This is a genomic window from Segatella intestinalis (assembly GCF_029348455.1).
GTDB lineage: Bacteria > Bacteroidota > Bacteroidia > Bacteroidales > Bacteroidaceae > Prevotella.
This window is the reverse complement of the sequence record NZ_JARJVV010000001.1, coordinates 46,170-66,861: the sequence shown is the minus strand read 5'-3', so window position 1 is coordinate 66,861 and position 20,692 is coordinate 46,170. Positions and strand designations below refer to the sequence as shown.

Below are 20,692 nucleotides of genomic sequence, written 5' to 3'. Positions count from 1 at the left end.
GTTATTAATTATTAATTTACATATAATGACGTGCAAAAATAATCATTTTTTTTCTTTTTAAGAAATTATTTCTGCGATATTATTCTTTTTTTAGTGTTTAGACTGCATTTTTAGGTAACAAAGCATGGGATAATGGTCTGAAACTGCTATTTTACTATCCACTTTACAGCCATAAGGCTTCCAATCTTCAGAGCACATGATATTGTCTATACGTACATAGAATCCACTCCTGTGATAACTTATCCCCAATCCATTCCCGCTCTCTATAAAACAATCAGTCAGGTCTTGTGCTATCGTACGATGCGCATACGAGATAGGACTGTCATTGAAGTCACCACAAAGTATGATGCTCTTTCCTTTATACCGACTCAGATAGTTTGCCACGGCGTCTGCCTCAGGAGCACGTTTCTTAGTGGCTTCCGCCAGTTTTACAATCAACAGTTTAGATGTCTGTTCGGCTGTATCGGTCTCCAATTTACCTTTCACTAAATTCTTGAACTTACGACGCTCTTCTAAAGACAAGCCTGTAGTCTCCAAATGATTATTGACCAACAACACTTCCTTACCCTTTACCGACAGACGAAAAGCCGCACTCAAGTTGCCTTTAGAGGCATAGGGAATCAGTTCCTTGCCCAGTATAGGGAACTTGCTCAGCACCATCAGGCCGTTACCGCCATTAGGGTGATTGATGGTTTCGATATAAGGATAAACAGGACGCAACAGCGTGTCTATCTGTTCCCATTCGTAAGCGGTAGGGACAGCTTCCTGAAGACACACAATATCTGCATTCTGCCTGCGCACATACTTCACTATAGGATTGACACCATCCTCATCCGTCACGCCTTCTGCAAGGCTCAACGTATTATAAGACAGTACTTTGATAGAACCAGCAGGCGGTTCGCTACAGATATTCAAGGGCATGTATTTCCTTACCGGCACATAACACAGCAAAAAGCCCAAAAACGGAATAAGAGCATATCGCGCCTTGACAATCAGCCAGAAGAACAAAAAGCAGAAATTGACGAAAAGGAAAAGGGGAAAGAACAATCCGGCAGTAGACAGCAATGCAAAATGCTCTGGCGACAAATGGTCAGAGTATCCTACAGCCATCATCAGAATGACAGAAGCGACATTGGCGCCTGCTATCATCCGTATGGTGAAAATCTTGATTCCGTCAAACATTTCCCTAACTTATTTCTGACTTAGCAAGTAATGTTGTTAGTACTTTATCATTGATAGCCTTATTTATTGCTCTGATCGAAAAGGATCTGCTTTTCTTCCTTAGTCAAACTATCATAACCATTCTTGCGTATCTTGTCAAGGATACGGTCTATCTCTTCTTGTGTAGCTTGCTTTTTCTTATTATAATCCCAGTCTTGCTGACGCTCATCGTCTGTAAAGTTCTCATTTCGGGTATAAGTAAACTGCTGTTTACGATGTTTGCCCGCAAAGGTGTCACGCATCTTCGCAAAAGCATCCTTTGCCCTGTTGCCACCATAACCTCCATCTATCTGCTTGCGCCAATAACGAATCATGAAGAAGCCAAAGACCATACCTCCGAGGTGAGCAATATGAGCCACACCATCACCCGTGGTCGCTATGGCAGAAAACAGTTCGATGGCAGCATAACCTATCACGAAATACTTGGCCTTGATAGGCACTGGGATAGGGAAGATGAAGATGCGGTCTTCGGGGAATATCATACCAAAAGCCAACAGAATGGCATAGATGGCACCCGAGGCTCCAACTGTAGTCCAACTGTTCAATGCACCCGACAAATTTTGGGATACCGAGAATATATTGCCAATCGTGATGCCAGGCATAAAGTCAGACATCTTCACATAAAACTGCACAAACTGAGCTGCCTCTTGAAACAGACCAGCTCCCACGCCACAAGCAATGTAATAAAAAAGGAATTTCTTTGCTCCCCACACTCTTTCTACCACACAGCCAAACATCCAGAGGGCAAACATATTGAAGAGAATGTGTTCGAAACCTCCATGCATAAACATGTAAGTAAAGAGCTGATAAATTTGAAAGTCGGAAGCCAAAAAGAAATGGAGTCCGAAAATATCATTCAGAGCATAGCCACCACTGGCATCCTTGCCCATCAGGAAAGTAAGCAGGAAGGCTACGACATTCACTATCAACAAGTTCTTTGTAACTATAGGTATATTGCGCATCTTTAAAATCTGATTAATTACTAAATATTTGCGGCAAAATTACTAAAAATATCCGTGAAAACGCCAAAAAAAAGGCATAATACACTTAATTTTCAATAAATTCATCACTTTTCTGCATTTTTTGTTTGACTTTTAAAAGAATAATTCTATATTTGTAAGCAAAATCGATGAAAAAACATTAGTATTAATCATTTAATAAAGTAAAATTATGAACAAGACAGAATTGATTGACAAGATTGCAGCAGGTGCTGGCATCAGCAAGGCTGATTCTAAGAAGGCTCTCGACGCCACAGTTAACGCACTTAAGGAAGCCCTCATCGCTGGCGACAAGATACAGTTGGTAGGTTTCGGTACATTCAGTGTTAACGAGCGTCCTGCTCGCGAGGGTATCAACCCTGCAACAAAGGAGAAGATCCAGATTGCTGCCAAGAAGGTTGCTAAATTCAAGGCTGGCGCTGAGCTTGCAGATGCTTTGAACAAGTAATTGTAAAAATTCTTGCAGATAAATAAAGGGCAGTCATTTTTGACTGCCCTTATTTTATAGTCTATGTCCTACCTGTTTATTTTGGCTGCTTGCCGATATAAGCCAAGATACCACCATCCACATAGAGAATGTGTCCGTTTACTGCATTAGATGCCTCTGAAGCGAGGAACACCGCCGGACCCATCAACTCCTCTGGCTCCAACCAGCGGCCGGCAGGAGTCTTAGCACAAATAAAGCTGTCAAAAGGATGACGGCTGCCATCTGGCTGATGCTCACGAAGAGGTGCAGTCTGAGGAGTGGCAATATAACCAGGGCCTAAGCCATTGCACTGAATGTTGTGCTCACCAAACTCTGAACAGATATTACGTGTCAGCATCTTCAAGCCACCCTTGGCTGCGGCATAGGCAGAAACTGTCTCACGCCCCAACTCACTCATCATAGAGCAGATGTTAATAATCTTGCCATGTCCCTTCTTTATCATACCAGGAAGTACTGCCTTTGAAACAATGAAAGGCGCAGTCAGGTCGATATCTACCACCTGCTTGAAGTCCTCTACCGACATTTCCGTCATAGGAATACGCTTGATGATACCGGCATTATTCACCAAGATATCTATCACGCCGAGTTCCTTCTCAATATCGACAACCATCTTCTTCACCTGCTCCTCGTCAGTAACATCACAGATGTATCCCTTGGCATCAATACCTTTTGCCTTGTAATCTGCCAAAGCCTGATCCATGTGATGCTGGCTACGACAGTTGAAAGCAATCTTTGCACCTGCCTTGGCATAAGCCTCAGCGATAGCGAAGCCGATTCCGTAAGCGGCTCCTGTTACAAGGGCTACCTTGCCCTCCAATGAAAATAATTTAGAAAAATCCATATCTCAATAGAATTATTGTTGTTATATCAAGTCTGTTATCTCAATTTTGTTTCTAAAGTCTGCTATTTCAATCAAGTCTGCTATTTCAGATCAGTTATCTCATAGAAATCCTGATCACCATAGTCAAGATTCTCGCCGCCCATTCCCCAAATGAATGTATAGTTGTGGGTAGCTGCCGCACTATGTATACTCCACTCTGGCGACAAGACTGCCTGATTGCCCTTCATCCAGATATGACGGGTTTCCTGTGGTTCTCCCATCAAGTGGCAAACTGCTTGCGACTCGGGAACTTCAAAATAGAAGTAGGCTTCCATTCTTCTGCTGTGGGTATGTGCTGGCATAGTATTCCATACGGAGCCTGGTGCCAATTCTGTCATTCCCATCTGCAACTGGCAGGTAGGAAGCACCTGGTTTACCAACATTTTATTAATATTACGCTCATTGCTCATTTCGAGTGAACCCATGTGGGCACAGATGGCATCCTGCTTGGTCACCTTACGACAAGGATAACTGGTATGAGCACAGGTACTGTTGAAATAGAATTTGGCAGGATGCTGAGGGTCCTTGCTCTCAAACAGCACATCTCTGTCGCCACTGCCTATATAAAGTGCCTCCTTAAAACCTAAGGTGAAAGACTCTTCACCCACTTTAACCACACCTTCTCCCTCGCCTACATTGAAAACACCAATCTCGCGGCGAGTGGTAAAATAAGTAGCTTTGAGAGGATCTATCGCTTCCAGTCGAAGAGTCTCGGCTTTAGGCATAACACCTCCCACTATCATTCTGTCGTACATGGAATAAACCATATTAACCTCATCGTTCACAAAAAGCGTGTCTATCAAGAACTCTTTTCGCAAGCGCTGGGTATCATAATTTTTAGCATCCACAGGGTGAGACGCATAACGAAGTGAATAATTAGTTTTCATGAAATTTTAAGTCTCTAAGATTAGTTTGATGGCAAATTTACAAATTATTTTTCTAATTCCACCAAAAACACACGAAAGATTCTTCCTTTTTGCTTATTTTATTATTAGAAATAATGATAAGTGTAAATTAGATGCCATTTTATACTACTAAAAAAGAGGAAAGAAAAGAAAACAATAAACACCTCATGAAAAAATGAGTCAGAAGACATAAAAAAAACAACCCTCCAAGCCATAACAGCCTGAAGGGTTGTTTTTGAAAAGTTGTCCCAGGCGGATTCGAACCACCACTGACAGAACCAAAAACTGTAGTGCTACCATTACACCATAGGACAATCAAACCGGATGCAAAGGTAGCGGATTTTTTCTCCACTACCAAATTATTTTAATACTTTTTGCATTTTTATTATTGAAATACACTGAAATATACTATTTCACTGTAATCAGATAATAATTCTTCTTGCCCTTTTGAACCAAGAGGTATTTACCGTCGATAAGATCTTCAGCTGTTACCAGCTGATCGAAAGCAGAGAGCTTCTCCTTATTGAGTGACACACCACCGCCCTTGACAAGTTTGCGCATTTCGCTCTTGCTTGGGAAAATCTGCATATCTTCCTGACAGAACAGGTCAACAGCACTACCACCCAGCAGACTCTTATCAAGGGTATAATGAGGCACATTGGCGAAGACATCATTCAAAGTAGCCTCGTCAAGCTGGGCAAGATTTTCCTTGGTAGCTTTACCAAAGAGAATGTTGCTGGCAGCAATAGCCATCTCCAAGTCCTCCTTGGAATGTACCATCACTGTTACCTCCTCTGCCAGACGCTTCTGAAGCACACGACGACCAGGGTCCTGCTTGTGCTCTTCTACAAGTGCATTAATGGTCTCCTGGTCCAAGTCGGTAAAGATCTTGATATACTTCTCAGCATCGTCATCGCTTACATTCAACCAGAACTGATAGAAAGCATAAGGAGTGGTACGGTTGCGATCCAGCCAGATATTGCCACTCTCAGTCTTACCAAACTTCTTGCCATCAGCCTTGGTGATCAACGGACAGGTAAGACAGAAGCATTCTGCATCATTGCCCAAAGTACGGTGAATAAGTTCGGTACCAGTGGTCATGTTGCCCCACTGGTCATTACCACCAAGCTGCAGGCGAACGCCATACTTCTGATACTGATAAAGGAAGTCGTAACCCTGAAGCAACTGATAGGTAAACTCGGTGAAAGACAATCCGTCACGAGCCTCACCATTCAAACGCTTCTGCACGCTATCCTTGGCCATCATATAGTTAACGGTGATATGCTTTCCCACCTCACGGGCAAAGTCGAGGAAGGTAAAATCCTTCATCCAGTCATAGTTGTTTACCAACTCTGCCTTGTTGGGCTGATCACCATCGAAGTCGAGGAATTTAGACACCTGCTTCTTAATTGCCTCCTGATTATGATAGAGAGTCTTTGAATCGAGAAGATTACGCTCCTGACTCTTGCCAGAAGGATCACCGATCATACCTGTAGCACCACCAACAAGGAGGTAAGGCTTATGACCGCAACGCTGCAAATGACGCAACATCATGATACCACACAAATGACCAATGTGCAGGGAGTCTGCTGTAGGATCGGTTCCAAGGTAGGCAGACACCATATGGGTGTTGAGATATTCCTCTGTACCTGGCATTATCTGTGCCAGCATACCACGCCATTTCAATTCTTCAACAAAATTTTTTGCCATAGAATGATTTCTATTTATTATCATTAGTGTCCCGTTAAAATCGGGACCAGTTAAATATTAATCAAATAACCCCGGAAAGAGGGGACAATCGAGTTCTTTGAAATTATTGAAATCAGTCCTTTCGAAGAGATCTACGAGTGGTGTCTTATCCATAAGAGAAATGCTTAGAATCTGAAGAACCTCATAAGTTGATCGCTTAAGTTGCAAATCATGTTGTACGATAGCAACAAGGCAATAGGCTATGATTGCCGATGAGATTTGGATTCTCACAGCATTCTCTGTAGTACCCCAAAACTTCTTGATCTTGAGGTGCTGCTTTAGCCATTTGAAGAACAGCTCTATCTGCCATCTGTTCTTGTAAAGGTTGGCGATTTCAGGAGCTGTTAGATGAAAAGCATTTGTCAGGAAGGCAAACTCCCTACCTTGTTCTTCATCATAGAAATTGACGAGTCTGAGTTTCTCTGGATACTTCCGGTATGAATTGTATTCAGTGAATTCAATCACAGCATCTGTCAATATATTCTTTGGCAACCTGCGCCTCCATTTACAGCATTTGTATTGCAGATTCTTCTTGGCTCGCACAACAAAGAACGATTCATGCTGATGTATTTTGAAAAGCTCCTTGAATGCATTGTATCCACGGTCGAAAACATAGTAAGAACCTGATTCATAAGGAATTTCCTTCATAGCCTTTGAGTCGTAAACTGATGCTGTAGAGATATGGAAGAAAGCTGGAACCTGAGATTCGAGGTCATATAGCACATGTGCTTTTATTCCTCCCTTCTTCTTACGGAACTTTGCCCACCAGAAGACCGACAAACACAATGGAATGGTCGTTGAGTCGAAAGCATATACATTGCCTTTCAACTTGAAGATATCCGTTACTCGTTTCTTCCTGGCTTGCTCCATCATATAGAAAGCAAAGTCTTCAAAGATACGGTAGTCACGATTCTGATTGGCAGAAGCAAATGTCGTTTTCGCAATAGGCTTACGCCCTAATCCAAGATGGTATTGCTTTGCTCTATGTGCTTCAAAAGCAACAATCAAATCTCGCAAACTCTCTCGATTACTCAGTTGACCAAACATCATAGCAAGCAACTGATTCCAACATGTGAAATGCTTCACATAGCGGTTTCCATCATACTTGCGAACATAGTTGTTAAACTGAGTTCTGTTCAAAAAAGCGGTGAGCTGGGCAAAAACGTATTTGTCTTGGAACATAGCAGTCATTTTAATTTGACTGCAAAGTTACGAAATCAAGTCCGTTTCATTCCCAAACACCACCTAATAGACTGTATTTCAATTAATTCAAAGAGCGATTAGTCCACTTTAACGGGACAGTAGTGATTTATTATATATTATAATATGTATATGGGACCTGACAACTGCCAGAAACTTACGGAACGGGATCATAGCCCGAACCACCCCATGGGTTGCATCTTAATATGCGCCTGACAGCAAGCAGCATGCCCTTGAAGGGTCCATGCTTGAGAATAGCCTGACGGGCATACTCTGAGCACGTAGGCGTAAACCGACAAGAAGGAGGTGTGAAGGGAGTGATGCACTTCTGATAGAACAGGATAGGCCCAACCAGCAACTTGGTCAAGACCATATTAAAGCCCTGCCATAACCACTTCATCATTTGCTTCAGGCTACACACCATTTTCTTCCCTCCCAAAATATAGTGTCTACTTATCTTCCTTACTGCACGAAGGCAATCTGTCTTCCTCATGGAGCAGTTTGTCTGCCACACGTCGCAGAAGTATTTGTATCTTACTTTCCACTCTTGCCGTATCATGCAATTTGGCATCCTGCCATATCACCGCCAATAGCAATTTCTTGCCTGTTACTTTCTCCAAGGCTTCAGCAATCAAAGCCTTGTTCTTGCGATAAGCCTCACGAATCTGTCGTTTCACACGATTTCTCTTGACTGCACGCTTGAAATAACGCTTCGAAACACTTATCAACAACTCAGTACTGGCTGCCTTCTCGCTCTGGCAGTCATCAACAAGTAAGAACACACCTCTTATTGGCCAGGCTGAGAAAGAACTGGCTTTTCCGCTGAAGAGTTGGTCTATGAGCAACTTGCGACACAACCTCTCTTCCTTGCCAAAAGTATAGGTTCCTGTTGTTGATTCCATTTCCTATTTATTATGCTTCTGCAGATAATCCTTTAGCGCACCCGTCATGGATGGGAATTCCTTGGTTGGAGCACTGAGGTCTAAACGAAGTCCCTCCTCGTCTACCGTCTTGGCTGTTGCAGGGCCAAAAGCACCGACTGCGACCTTGCCTTGTTCGAAGTTAGGGAAGTTCTTCTTGAGAGCCTTCACTCCTGTTGGGCTAAAGAACACCATCATATCGTAATCAAATCCCTCGATTTCTTCTTCGGTGAAGTCATTGCTCACGGTACGATACATCACGCACTCGGTATGGTTGAGTTTCTTCTCATCAAGCAGATTCTTAATATCATCATTATGCACACAACTCAATGGTACGAGATACTTCTCTGTTTTATGACGAGCCATCTGTGGTATCAATCCATCAATCTTTCCTGTTGTTCCGAAGAACACCTTGCGCTTGCGATATTGCACATATTTCTGGATATAAAGGGCGATGGTCTCAATCACACAGAAATATTTCATATCTTCTGGAATGGTGATTCGCATCTCTTTTGCCAGATTGAAATAGTTATCAACCGCATGGCGTGATGTGAAAACTACTGCAGTATAGTCGAGCAAGTTTATCTTCTGCTGACGAAACTCCTTTGCAGAAAGTCCCTCAACCTTGAAGAATGGACGGAACACACATTCTACACCATACTCCTTCTCTATATCATAGTAAGGCGATTTCTCACTTGCAGGTTTGGGTTGAGAAACTAAGATCTTTTTAATCATTTTGTCTTAAAAGTTTATTTTCAAATAATGGCTCATCAATACCAGTCCTCCACACAATGCAGAGAAAGGCACCGCTTCGAGGGCACAAAAGTACAAAAATATTTGCAAAAACGAGCCGTTTCCTCTAAAAAAGATGATATAACTCTTATAAAATGAGAGGATTTTAACTAATCCTACCACTATCAGAGCATAAATGATAGCTGCATCCAGCGACAAATTAAAGTATGTCAACAGCATAACTACAGGAAACAAAAGCACTCCTTCACATGAGAAGAGAAAGAGATAAGCTTTCATCCATTGTACGTTTTTTTTTCTATCAAAGAACACCCATCCCACAACAGAATAGAGCAATGCCTTGAACAGAAAATAAGAAGCCACAACTCCAGCATAGATTGCTATCACCTGATACTGCTCGATGGTAAATGTGTCGCTGATTGATGCTCGAGAATAAAGAAAGAATCCAATGGCTCCCAACAAACAGGTTTGCAGCACCAAGAAGAGTTGGAACCTCAATTCAGTAGAGGTCTCCGATATCTCGGTAGTACCAAAGCGAGGCGTATAAAAGAACTTTCGTAACTGCCGGAGGATAAACTCACGTGACTGAGCAAAAGCAACACATGCCAATACAAAGCATAGCAACAACAGCGATGTGACAAAGTTGTCGCCCGAAACCGAATATGGAACCGGGTCGCCCGAAACACCCATTCGACCGCCACGCAACTCGGGATGAAACAAAGAGTCCTTCGAAAAGAAAGACTCTCTATAATATTGCGGCAAGGAGACATCCCGAAAGCTCTTTCCTGCAGGATGACCCGGCAAATGAAGGGTGTCAGGCATCGTGCTCCATCTGATTTCACTGGGCTTGATATGAGCCCGAATCATGGAGTCCTGCTGAGCCGGTGTCGCATTGCGTGGCAACCAGCTCAGCACTTTCCGTGGCGTAAGTTCGCCTGTATGCACAACAGGGTTCTGAAGACTTTCTTCTTCAGCAGCCTCTACCTGTACAGAATCTGCCTGTAACACCATTGCTTAGAGTCCGAAAACTTTCTTGATTTCTTCTACCTTGTCCAACTTTTCCCAAGTAAACAACTCTACCGTCATCTTCTTGATTTCATGATAACGGCTGGTGAATATCTTTTCCACCACCTCGTTCTTGCGACCCATGTGTCCATAGGCAGCTGTCTCAAGGAACATAGGCTGACGCAATTTTAATTTACGCTCAATAGCCTTAGGGCGAAGGTCGAACATCTCCTTTATCTTTTTCGCAATCTCACCATCAGTCATATTGACATGGCTACGACCATAAGTATTGACATAAATGCTTACAGGCTCTGCCACGCCGATAGCGTAGCTTACCTGTACGAGCATCTCGTCTGCCACACCTGCAGCCACCATGTTCTTGGCTATATAACGAGTGGCATAAGCAGCCGAACGGTCTACCTTGCTGCTGTCCTTACCCGAGAAGGCTCCTCCACCATGAGCACCTTTGCCTCCATAGGTATCAACGATAATTTTACGACCGGTAAGACCAGTATCACCATGAGGACCACCTATCACGAACTTGCCTGTAGGATTGACATAATACTTGATGTCATCATTAAACAAGGCCAGCACCTTTTCACTCAACTGCTTCTTGACACGAGGAATCAGGATATTGATCACGTCCTCTCGGATTTTTGCCAGCATAGCCTCATCATCATCGTTACCATTAGCATCTTTAATAAAGTCATCATGCTGAGTTGAGACCACGATGGTATCTATGCGCTGAGGGATATTATCGTCAGAATATTCTATAGTAACCTGACTCTTAGAATCGGGACGAAGATATGTCATTTCCTTGCCTTCCTTACGGATATTGGCAAGCTCGCGCATAATAATCTGAGCCAAGTCGAGTGACACGGGCATGTAATTATCAGTCTCGTTGGTAGCATAGCCGAACATCATACCCTGGTCACCGGCTCCCTGCTCCTCATCTTCCTCACGGCTTACGCCTCGATTGATGTCATCACTCTGTTCATGAATGGCAGTAAGCACGCCACAAGAGTCTCCGTCAAACTGATATTCCGATTTAGTATAGCCTATCTTTTTGATGGTCTTGCGGGCGATGGCCTGCAAATCCACATATTCCGACGAGCGAACCTCACCCATAATAATTACCTGACCAGTGGTACAGAAAGACTCAATAGCGCAATGAGCATTCTCGTCATAAGCCAAAAACTGATCAAGCAAAGCGTCTGATATCTGGTCAGCCACTTTATCTGGATGTCCTTCAGAAACTGATTCTGATGAAAACAAATATGCCATATTTTTTCTTATTAAAATCTTGGTTATTATATATATAATATTTATCGGGCTGCAAAGTTACGCATTATTTTCCACATACCGATGTGTTTGCTCAAAAAAGTTGTGTTTTTTGATTCTTATCATACATGATGTTGCGAGGATGATGCTCCAAGATGGCTTTTCTGAGGTCGGAATCCTCCAGATGAGTATAAACTTCTGTCGTTCCTATATCCTCATGGCCAAGCATGGCTTGTATGACTCGCAGGTCGGCACCTCCCTTGAGCAATGCCGTGGCAAAGCTATGCCGCAAAGTATGGGGCGAGATGGTCTTGGTGATGCCAGCCATGATTGCATACTGCTTGATCATAATCAGAATCATGGTACGAGTAAGATGAGCGCCCCTGCGATTGAGGAAAACATAGTCTTCCTCACCCGGTTTGATATTCATCTTATTACGGTCGCCATACCAGGCATGCAATTCATCCAATGCCTTCTGCGAGATAGGAACCAACCGTTCTTTGTTTCCCTTTCCCAATATACGAACGAATTTCTCCTCCTCAAAAAGATTGCTCAACTTAAGATTGACAAGCTCGCTCACACGCAAGCCACACGAGAAGAGTACCTCAATAATGGCTTTGTTGCGTTGCCCCTCCCATTTACTTAGGTCGATAGCATTTTCCAGTTGGTCTACTTCCTCAGTTGTCAGATACTCAGGCAAGTGCAGACCCACCTGTGGATTTTCCAACAACTCGGTAGGATCATCCTTAAGATAACCATCAAGAACCAAGAAACGATAGAACGAGCGTATGCCACTCAGGATACGGGCCTGTGTACGGGCTCCCACCCCAACATCATGGATAGATGCCGAGAAATGCTGTAAGTCTGGCAATTTAACATCAAGCACTGACATATTGTTCTGAGCCACATAACTGAGCAAGTAATCCAAATCGTGCCTGTATGCCTCCAACGTATTGACAGAGAAATTGCGCTCCAACTTAAGATATCTCATATAGTTCTTTACAATTTCCGTACTCGTTTTCTTGCTTGTTTCCATTTTTATTATTACCTTTGCATATACAACTGCGAACATGAACGCCTATAGCCCTCAGACAACAGGCTCGCTCTTTGCTCGCAAAAGTACAAAAAAATTCTGATATTTAAAACAAAAACATCGTTTAGATATGAAGATACAGATTATCAATGGCCCCAACCTCAATCTGCTTGGTGTTCGCGAACCTGGTATTTACGGCAACAATTCTTTCGAAAGTTACCTTCCACAACTTAAGGCTAAGTATCCCGATATCGAGATAGAGTATTATCAGAGCAATATCGAGGGCGAGCTCATCAATAAGTTGCAGGAAGTAGGATTCAGTTACGACGGAGTTGTTCTCAATGCCGGTGCCTACACGCATACCAGTATAGCCCTGCAAGACTGTATACGGAGCATGAAATGCCCCGTAGTGGAAGTTCATATCTCCAACGTTCACAAGCGTGAGGAATTCCGACATCACTCTTATCTGTCGGCAGCTTGCCTGGGTGTTATCTGCGGCTTCGGATTAGCTTCATACGACCTTGCCATTGCCGGCATTTTAGCACAAAAATAGCATGACAGAGACAGAGGTTATTGACAAGTATATCTGCCAGCATATTGAGCCAGAAGGCGATTATCTGTATCGACTGTACCGCGCCACCAATATTCACACCATCCATGGGCGTATGGCAAGCGGACACATACAAGGCAGACTGTTAAAGATGCTCGTTGAGATGATTCGTCCCAACAACATTCTTGAGGTAGGTACCTTCAGTGGATACAGTGCCATCTGTCTGGCAGAAGGTCTGAAAGAAGGAGGCAAACTGTACACCTTCGAGATCAACGACGAAATGGAAGACTTTACCCGACCATGGATAGAAGGCTCATCGGTTGCCGACAAGATTGACTTTCGTATAGGAGATGCAAACATAGAAGCACCCAAACTGGGCATTACGTTCGACATGGCGTTTGTTGATGGCGACAAACGCACCTATCTCGAAACTTACGAAATGGTATTGGGCCTCCTGAATCCAGGAGGCTATATCCTTGCTGACAACACCTTATGGGATGGACATGTGACAGATTCCTGTTACGACCACGACCACCAGACTCAAGGCATACGCAAGTTCAACGATTTCATCGCCAAAGATCCTCGTGTAGAAGTTGTCATTCTTCCTTTGAGAGATGGTCTTACCCTTATCAGAAAGAAATAGCTTACACTCTCAAAAGAAAGACTCACTCATTAATTTATCAACCGCTTGCTAAGATACCTTACGGGATACCAGACTGAAAGCCATCCCACGGCAATGACCGTCACCAAGATAAGCAACACATCCAGATAATGTACACTGACAGGATAGGCATTCACGATAAACGACCCTTCAGAGTCGCCCAAACGCACCAATCCGTATTGTTGCTGAAGGAAACAAAGCAAAAGTCCCAAACCGATACCAAAGAGTGCTCCAACAGCAGAAATCATTCGTCCTTCAAAAAGGAAGATACGAGCTATTTGCTTATCTGTGGCACCCAAGTTTCTTAATGTCAGAACATCATCCTTCTTGTCGATGATGAGCATAGACAGCGAGCCTATAATATTGAAGCAAGCCACCACAAGGATAAAAGTAAGGAAGATGTAGGCTATCATCTTCTCTATAGACATGATACGAAATGTGTCTTCCTGCTGTTCATAGCGGTCGAGCACCTTATACTTTCCTCCTGCTATCTTGAGCATTTTCGACTTTACAGCCTCAAGATCACTACCCGGCTTCAAGCGAATCTCCAATGAGGACAACATACCTTGCTGTCCAAACAGATTACGGGCAAAGGCAATAGAGGTGATGATATAATTCTTGTCATACTTCGACTGCTTAACAGAGAACAGCACACCTGGGCTATTGATCGAGTCGACCACAAAGCCTGCATCAGGATTGGACATATCAAACTGTCCTTCCTTCTGTGGAGCATAAATTCGCAGAAATCCATTCCATTGCGCTCCCACACCGAGAGTCTGGGCCAACCTTATGCCCAAGACTCCAAACTCCAAATTGGCAGCATGCAAGGAAAACGTACCGTCGCCATAAAGGATATCTGTGATATGCGTCAACTCCGAGAAGTTGTCATCCACACCCTTCACCATAACCATGGCTTGCTTATCCTGATAGATGGCCAAAGCCTGATCTTCCACCGACTCAGTAGCGACATCTACCTGTGGCAATGCTTTTATCTCGGTCAATATGGGATCATCGGCAGGAACCGTCTTTCCCTCTACAGGAACAACTTTCAGTTGCGGGTCAAAGTTGGTGAAAAGCGAAGCCACCAAATCGTGGAATCCATTAAATACGCTCAGCACTATGACCAATGCCATAGTAGCCACAGCTACACCTATGGCACTGATAGCACTAATGATATTAATGGCATGCGTACTCTTCTTGGCAAAAATATACCTTCTCGCAATGAAAAAAGGAAAATTCATAGATTCTGCTTTGCTTGTTTGGCCTAAAAGTTTACAGGGAGTCAAGTACGCCAGTCTTGACTCCCTTATTCTCACATCCTACTTTTTCAATAATTCATCAATGCGCTCCAGATAATCCAAGCTGTCATCAAGGAAGAATCGCAACTCAGGAATAATGCGCAACTGATTTCTCACATTCTTGCCCAAATCGTAACGAATCGTCTTCTCGTTGGCAGTAATGTTCTGCAATATCTCCTCTCCCTTCTCTGATGGAAACACACTGAGATAGGCTGTACAGATGCTGAGGTCTGGGCTTATTTTCACCTTGGTCACACTCACCATCACACCATGCATCATGCGTGTTTGAGACTGGAAGATAAGACTGAGCTCTTTCTGCAGCAGTCTTGATATACGGTTTTGTCTTGTTTCTTGCATATTTTTCTCAATTTTAAAGTATAATCATTCAATTCTTTGAACAACTAAACATAAATACACTGGTTATAAAACTATTACTCTAAGTCCACATGAGTCACATTGACGCGCTCATGCAGAAAAATCTGTGCAGACTCTTTGAACTTTTCCTCACTCTCAGTGGTAAGATACTGACAAGTGCCGTTTTGCGTGATATTACGCTCCAGTTCAGGATGCCTGTTCAGATATTCGTGAAGGCTATTAGCCACATATTGCCCTTGTGGTACGATACGCACACCATCAGGCACATTCTTCACTATGCTGTTCATCAGCAAAGGATAATGCGTACAACCCAGAATGACGGTGTCTATATCCGAATCCTTCCTCATCAGCTGATCGATACGTTTTTTTACAAAATAGTCGGCTCCCGGGCTGTCAGCCTCATTGGCTTCCACAATAGCAGCCCATAAAGGGCAAGCCACACCACTTACCTGAATATCTGGCCACAGTTTTCCTATCTCCATCTTGTAGCTCTCACTCTTGATGGTTCCTTCCGTAGCAAGAATACCCACATGTCTGCTTTTTGTAAGGTTGCCTATCACTTCAGCAGTAGGACGAATAATACCCAATACCCTACGATTGGGGTCAAGCTCCGGAATATCCCTTTGCTGGATGGAGCGCAAAGCCTTTGCCGAAGCTGTATTACAACCCAATATCACCAGATGGCAACCCATGGAGAACAACTTAATAACAGCTTGACGGGTAAACTTATACACAACCTCGAACGAACGAGAGCCATAAGGAGCCCTGGCATTATCACCTAAATACATATAGTCGTATTGCGGCAAAACCTGGCGAAGTCCATGCAAAATAGTCAGACCGCCATAACCAGAATCAAAGATTCCAATAGGACCTGGATTAGAAGGCAACATCATTTCAAATTCTCCTTGATTAATAGGGTTACATCCTCACCACATAGGGCATTCACATAAGGAAAAGCTCCCTTGTCTGTGTTCAGAATAAAAGCAAGTCCTTTCACCTTTCCCACCTTTTGCACAGCAGCATCTATCTGCGCCTTTAAAGGAGCATAAGCATCAGCATCAGCCTGTTGCAAGAGGCGCACAGCCTCCGCCTTGAAGGTGACATTCTTAGCCATCAGTTCACGAAGCTCGGCCTGTCTCTTTTCCAAGATAGAAGGCGCAAAACTTCTCTGTCCGTCGAGGAACTCCTCGTACTTGGCATTAAACTCATCCTCAGCACGCTTGGTTTCAGCATCATACTTCGCTCTGAGGTCGTCCATATTATGCTTGGCTATCGCATAACCAGGCATGGTATGAAGCACCTCTTCATAGCTGAAATACCCAAAACGCAAAGACTGTTCTACAGGAGCCGACACTTGTGGATGAGCAGACTGCTGAGCCGAAGCCGCAACGGGCATAAGCATAAAGACCAAAGGCAAGAGTATCTGTTTCATGAGTTACACCTTTTAGATAATGAAAATAAATAATGACACCTTATTATAATATAAGAGAAACAAGGGCAAGCATGTATGCCTGCCCTTTTTATTCTATTGTCCAACCAGTAATCGGTTACTTGATCTTAGACTGAACTTCCTTGGTTACATCTAAGACGTTAGAGCCTGTGTAAATAGCAGCACCCTCCTCGAAGATATAAGTATAGTTGCCAGCCTTGCCTACAGCGTCAATGGCAGCACGCACCTTGGCTACGATAGGCTGCATCAGCTCGTTGCTCTTCTTCTGCAACTCCTGCTGACCATCCTGATAAGCCTGCTGGATCTTCTGCTGAAGTCCCTGCAACTCAGTCTCCTTCTGCTGCTTGGCAGTAGCATTCATCGTGCTTGCACCCTTCTGGTACTCGTCAGCCTTGCGCTGGAACTCTTCCTGCATAGCCTTCAACTCATTGTCCTTCTGCTTCTGCAGAGCCTCGAGCTCACCATTAGCCTTAGCAACATCAGGCAGAGCCTGCATGATAGTCTGGGTGTTGACCTTACCAAACTTCTGCGCCATCATAGTCATAGGAGCAAGAAGCATCAACATTAAAACTAATTTTTTCATTGTTCTATTTGTTTTTAATTATTAATTCATTACTGTTTATTAGTTCTTTCGGTTGCAATATAATAACCGCTTGCAAAGATAGCACAATTTTCTGATTATGCGAAAAGAAAAGCTATTATTTTAAGCCTTATTAGGCTTAGTTGGCAGAATAGCCCAATTTCTTCAGCACTTCATTGCTGATGTCGATCTTTGGCGAGCCGAAGATAATGCCACTGTTGCTGGCACGGTCGAGAACCAACGAATAGCCACGCAGGTCGGAAACCTCCTTTACGGCATTGTAGATTTCCTCCTGTATAGGTCCCATCAGCGCCTCACGCTTCTTGAAGAGCTCACCTTCAGGACCGAAGTATTTTTTCTTCAGTTCGCTGGCTTCTTTCTCCTTGTTCATGATAGCTTCCTGCTTGGCTTTCTTCTGCTCTTGCGAGAGGAAGACGACTTCGTTCTGATAGTTCTTGTACATGGTGCTTGCCTCTATGTTGAGAGCTTCCACTTCTGCCTGCCACTTTTTGCTCACCTGGTTGAGCTGTTCGTTGGCACGCTCATAGGCAGGCACATTTTTCAGGATGTACTCCATGTCTATCAAGGCATATTTCTGTGCGTTCGCTGTGATGGCCATTACTGCCATCATCAGCATCATTATTATCTTCTTCATTTCAAATCCTCCACAAATGAATTCTTCACTTTTTGTTCTTCACTCTTCACTTTAAATTAGAACTCCTGTCCCAAGATGAAGTGGAACTGACTTCCACCCTTCTTATACTGGCTTCCGTTCCATACCTTGTCGAAACCATAAGCCCAGTCGATACCCATCAAGCCCACCATAGGCAGGAAGATACGTACACCCACACCGGCACTGCGCTTCATGCTGAACGGATTGAAGTTCTTGGTTTCATACCAAGCATTACCAGCCTCAACGAAGGTCAAACCATAAATAGTGGTGTTACCCAAGAGGAAAGGATAGCGGAGCTCCAATGAGAAGCGGTCGTATGCATAAGCATAATAGCCAGTACTGCGGTTATAAGATACCGAACCATTCTCGTAACCACGAAGACCGATGGTCTCCTCACCATAGTATGATGAATATCCGCTCATTCCGTCACCACCCACATAGTAGGTCTCGAACGGACTCTTCTTATACTTGTTGTAAGCTCCCAACAAGCCAAGCTCCACACGTGTCATCAGCACGAAGCACTTCTGGCCATTTGTCAGGGCTGTATAGGTCTTGGCCTTGAACTTCCACTTGTGGTATTCTACCCAGCGATATTTCTCCTGCTGCTCGGCAGCATAGGTAGGTGACTTGGAATCGTTGGCAAGATTCTTATAGTCCTTGCCATCAAACATACTCCATGGTGGAGTAAGGTTGACACTTGCCTCAAACTCAGAGCCTCTTCGTGGGAAGAGCTGGTTGTCGGTAGATGTACGGTTGAGCGAAATGGTAAAGTTCAGGTTGTTCGCATTACCATTGGTCATCAACATATAGTTCCAGTTCTTCATCATGTAGCGCTGATAAGCCACCTGTACCGAGAGGGTGAAGTAATCATCAGGCCAACGCAGGCGCTTACCCCATCCGAGGCTCAAGCCCAGCATCTGAATGTACTTGTCTGGATCGTAATAGTTTTCGTAATTGTTATAATAACTATTACCATAACCGTACATATAACTGTAGTAGTTGTTCATGTAGGCACTGTTGTAGTAGTTGCTCGACACGTCGGTAGACTTACTGTAGTAGGCACCCACACTGAACTGGATAGGACGCTTTCCGCCAAACCAGTTGGTAGAATAGCTGATGTTGTACGACTGATAATAGGTACCGTTGGTCTGCGCACCGATGCTCAGCACCTCGCCGTCACCAATAGGCATAATGCCGCGATGCTCTTTGTTCTTGTTGAAGAGGTTGCGCATAGAGAAGTTGTTCAACTTCAATCCCACACGACCGATAACACCCGTCTGACCCCATCCGAGCGAGAACTCTATCTGGTCGTTGCTCTTCTGTGTAAGGTCGTAGTTGATGTCTACGGTACCATCCTCGTAGTTAGGCTTGATATCTGGATTCATCTTCTCAGGATCGAAGTGTCCCATAGAAGCCAACTCACGCACAGAACGCATGACAGCATCCTTAGAGAAGAGGTCGCCTGGCTTGGTACGAAGCTCTCTACGAACCACATTCTCGTACAGACGGGTGTTACCGTTGATACGAATATGACTCAGATAAGCCTGTGGGCCTTCAGTAACTCGCATTTCCAGGTCGATAGAGTCGCCATCGATATTCACCTCTGCAGGATTGATGTTCGAGAACACATAACCATTGTTGTAATAAAGGTTGCCAACAGCATCTTCATCCTCATTGAGTCGCTTGTGCAACAACTTCTGATTATACACATCGCCCTTCTTCATACCGAGCAATGCCGACAGATAGTCGGTAGAGTATACGGTGTTGCCCACCCATGTCACGTTGCGGAGGAAATACTGCTTACCCTCATCCACCTTCAGATAGATGTCCACATGCTTTCCATCGTAATTGCTGACACTGTCTTCCAGAATCTGGGCATCACGATAGCCATGCTCATAATACTTGTCGATAAGTTTCTGCTTGTCTTCCTTCCAGCGTTCAGGAGTAAACTTCTTGGCTTTGAGGAAGCTGCTCAGCTTGCCAGCCTCATGAGTCTTGGCAAAGGCACCTTTCGAGAAGAGTCCACCCTTTATCTTATGGTCGCTCAGTTTCTCGTTACCCTCGATGGTAATCTTGTGAACCTTTGTTTTCTCCTTCTTATCCACCACTACGTCGAGGATGACATGATTCTTTTCTGTCACATCCTCGCGCTGGTTGATCTCGATATCGGCATTCTTAAAGCCTTTATCGTCGAAATATTTCTTGGCCAGAATCTTAGCACGGTCTATCATGTTAGGAGTCAGCTGAGTACCTTTCACCATACCCAACTTCTGCTCCATATCCTCACGCTCGCTCTTCTTCAGACCGATATAGTTGATATTGGAGATACGTGGACGTACCGACAGATAGATGTGCAGATAGAGTTTATCACCCACAATAGAGTCGGCAGCCACAGCCACCTTAGAGAACAAGCCATGCTTCCAATAGCGTTTTACCGCATTGGTAATATCATCACCAGGCACTTCTACCTGCTCGCCTACCGACAGGCCAGAGATACCGGTGAGTACATAGTCTTCATATCCCTCGACACCCGACACATTGATGCCTCCTATGGTCAGTGTACGAGGAGTACCGGCATACGAGATGTCTGGGTTTACTATCTTGTCCTGTGCCTGCACCTGCATTCCTATAGCCAGGCCATACAAGAGGATGAAAATCTTTCTTATCTTATCCATT

22 protein-coding genes and 1 tRNA gene are annotated in these 20,692 nt (G+C 44.0%); 3 read left to right on the top strand and 20 right to left on the bottom strand.

Going from position 1 to position 20,692, the window contains the following annotated elements:
- Nucleotides 1-90: 90 nt before the first annotated feature.
- Complete coding sequence (locus P3T48_RS00290; protein WP_276505175.1) at nucleotides 91-1,182, bottom strand: endonuclease/exonuclease/phosphatase family protein; 1,092 nt, start codon at nucleotides 1,180-1,182, stop codon at nucleotides 91-93.
- A 59-nt stretch (nucleotides 1,183-1,241) separates the two neighbouring features.
- Nucleotides 1,242-2,183 (bottom strand): rhomboid family intramembrane serine protease, encoded by a 942-nt coding sequence (locus P3T48_RS00285; protein WP_276505174.1) that lies wholly within the window; start codon nucleotides 2,181-2,183, stop codon nucleotides 1,242-1,244.
- A 208-nt stretch (nucleotides 2,184-2,391) separates the two neighbouring features.
- Here P3T48_RS00285 and P3T48_RS00280 point away from each other — a divergent pair, with 208 nt between their 5' ends.
- The gene (locus tag P3T48_RS00280) at nucleotides 2,392-2,667 is read left to right on the top strand and encodes an HU family DNA-binding protein (protein WP_022252519.1); all 276 of its coding nucleotides are present in this window, start codon (nucleotides 2,392-2,394) and stop codon (nucleotides 2,665-2,667) included.
- A gap of 76 nt (nucleotides 2,668-2,743) precedes the next feature.
- Here P3T48_RS00280 and P3T48_RS00275 read toward each other — a convergent pair whose 3' ends face one another.
- From P3T48_RS00275 to P3T48_RS00225, 11 genes are all read right to left on the bottom strand, one after another.
- Nucleotides 2,744-3,547, bottom strand: coding sequence for a gluconate 5-dehydrogenase (locus P3T48_RS00275; protein WP_276505173.1), 804 nt, complete (start codon nucleotides 3,545-3,547; stop codon nucleotides 2,744-2,746).
- Between the two features lie 80 nt (nucleotides 3,548-3,627).
- Nucleotides 3,628-4,473, bottom strand: coding sequence for a 5-dehydro-4-deoxy-D-glucuronate isomerase (gene kduI / locus P3T48_RS00270; protein WP_022252517.1), 846 nt, complete (start codon nucleotides 4,471-4,473; stop codon nucleotides 3,628-3,630).
- 261 nt (nucleotides 4,474-4,734) lie between these two features.
- Nucleotides 4,735-4,805 (bottom strand) — tRNA-Gln (locus P3T48_RS00265).
- Between the two features lie 94 nt (nucleotides 4,806-4,899).
- The gene (gene tyrS / locus P3T48_RS00260; protein WP_276505172.1) at nucleotides 4,900-6,201 is read right to left on the bottom strand and encodes a tyrosine--tRNA ligase; all 1,302 of its coding nucleotides are present in this window, start codon (nucleotides 6,199-6,201) and stop codon (nucleotides 4,900-4,902) included.
- Nucleotides 6,202-6,258: 57 nt separating this feature from the next.
- Entirely contained in the window at nucleotides 6,259-7,422 is a 1,164-nt protein-coding gene (locus P3T48_RS00255) for an IS4 family transposase (RefSeq protein ID WP_118192664.1), read from the bottom strand.
- A 175-nt stretch (nucleotides 7,423-7,597) separates the two neighbouring features.
- Nucleotides 7,598-7,843, bottom strand: a complete 246-nt coding sequence (gene yidD, locus P3T48_RS00250; protein ID WP_276505171.1) for a membrane protein insertion efficiency factor YidD — start codon at nucleotides 7,841-7,843, stop codon at nucleotides 7,598-7,600.
- 46 nt (nucleotides 7,844-7,889) lie between these two features.
- Nucleotides 7,890-8,342, bottom strand: coding sequence for a ribonuclease P protein component (gene rnpA / locus P3T48_RS00245; RefSeq protein ID WP_022252514.1), 453 nt, complete (start codon nucleotides 8,340-8,342; stop codon nucleotides 7,890-7,892).
- Between the two features lie 3 nt (nucleotides 8,343-8,345).
- A complete protein-coding gene (locus tag P3T48_RS00240) occupies nucleotides 8,346-9,095 on the bottom strand; it encodes a uroporphyrinogen-III synthase (RefSeq protein WP_022252513.1) in 750 nt (249 codons plus the stop codon).
- 6 nt (nucleotides 9,096-9,101) lie between these two features.
- Nucleotides 9,102-10,121: a DUF4271 domain-containing protein gene (locus P3T48_RS00235; RefSeq protein ID WP_022252512.1), complete on the bottom strand. Its 1,020-nt coding sequence runs from the start codon at nucleotides 10,119-10,121 to the stop codon at nucleotides 9,102-9,104.
- 3 nt (nucleotides 10,122-10,124) lie between these two features.
- Nucleotides 10,125-11,399, bottom strand: a complete 1,275-nt coding sequence (metK, locus tag P3T48_RS00230; protein ID WP_022252511.1) for a methionine adenosyltransferase — start codon at nucleotides 11,397-11,399, stop codon at nucleotides 10,125-10,127.
- A 91-nt stretch (nucleotides 11,400-11,490) separates the two neighbouring features.
- On the bottom strand, nucleotides 11,491-12,432 hold the full coding sequence (locus tag P3T48_RS00225) for a site-specific tyrosine recombinase (RefSeq protein WP_276505170.1): 942 nt from the start codon (nucleotides 12,430-12,432) through the stop codon (nucleotides 11,491-11,493).
- Between the two features lie 127 nt (nucleotides 12,433-12,559).
- Between P3T48_RS00225 and aroQ the strand changes: the two genes are divergently transcribed.
- Nucleotides 12,560-12,982, top strand: a complete 423-nt coding sequence (aroQ, locus tag P3T48_RS00220; RefSeq protein WP_022252509.1) for a type II 3-dehydroquinate dehydratase — start codon at nucleotides 12,560-12,562, stop codon at nucleotides 12,980-12,982.
- 1 nt (nucleotide 12,983) lies between these two features.
- Entirely contained in the window at nucleotides 12,984-13,622 is a 639-nt protein-coding gene (locus P3T48_RS00215) for an O-methyltransferase (protein WP_022252508.1), read from the top strand.
- A 29-nt stretch (nucleotides 13,623-13,651) separates the two neighbouring features.
- On the opposite strand, the gene P3T48_RS00210 is transcribed toward P3T48_RS00215, so the two are convergent.
- The 7 genes from P3T48_RS00210 to P3T48_RS00180 all read right to left on the bottom strand — a co-directional run bounded on the left by P3T48_RS00210 (nucleotide 13,652) and on the right by P3T48_RS00180 (nucleotide 20,691).
- Entirely contained in the window at nucleotides 13,652-14,881 is a 1,230-nt protein-coding gene (locus P3T48_RS00210) for an FtsX-like permease family protein (protein WP_022252507.1), read from the bottom strand.
- A gap of 78 nt (nucleotides 14,882-14,959) precedes the next feature.
- Nucleotides 14,960-15,295, bottom strand: coding sequence for a 30S ribosome-binding factor RbfA (rbfA, locus tag P3T48_RS00205; protein ID WP_022252506.1), 336 nt, complete (start codon nucleotides 15,293-15,295; stop codon nucleotides 14,960-14,962).
- A gap of 74 nt (nucleotides 15,296-15,369) precedes the next feature.
- The gene (gene murI / locus P3T48_RS00200) at nucleotides 15,370-16,206 is read right to left on the bottom strand and encodes a glutamate racemase (protein ID WP_022252505.1); all 837 of its coding nucleotides are present in this window, start codon (nucleotides 16,204-16,206) and stop codon (nucleotides 15,370-15,372) included.
- Nucleotides 16,203-16,745 carry an OmpH family outer membrane protein gene (locus P3T48_RS00195; RefSeq protein ID WP_276505169.1) on the bottom strand — a complete coding sequence of 181 codons (543 nt, stop codon included), beginning with the start codon at nucleotides 16,743-16,745 and terminating at the stop codon, nucleotides 16,203-16,205. The genes murI and P3T48_RS00195 overlap by 4 nt, the downstream gene beginning before the upstream one ends.
- A 115-nt stretch (nucleotides 16,746-16,860) precedes the next feature.
- On the bottom strand, nucleotides 16,861-17,346 hold the full coding sequence (locus P3T48_RS00190) for an OmpH/Skp family outer membrane protein (RefSeq protein WP_022252502.1): 486 nt from the start codon (nucleotides 17,344-17,346) through the stop codon (nucleotides 16,861-16,863).
- A 136-nt stretch (nucleotides 17,347-17,482) separates the two neighbouring features.
- A complete protein-coding gene (locus P3T48_RS00185; protein ID WP_217757426.1) occupies nucleotides 17,483-17,998 on the bottom strand; it encodes an OmpH/Skp family outer membrane protein in 516 nt (171 codons plus the stop codon).
- 56 nt (nucleotides 17,999-18,054) lie between these two features.
- Entirely contained in the window at nucleotides 18,055-20,691 is a 2,637-nt protein-coding gene (locus P3T48_RS00180; RefSeq protein WP_276505168.1) for a BamA/OMP85 family outer membrane protein, read from the bottom strand.
- Nucleotide 20,692: the final 1 nt, after the last annotated feature.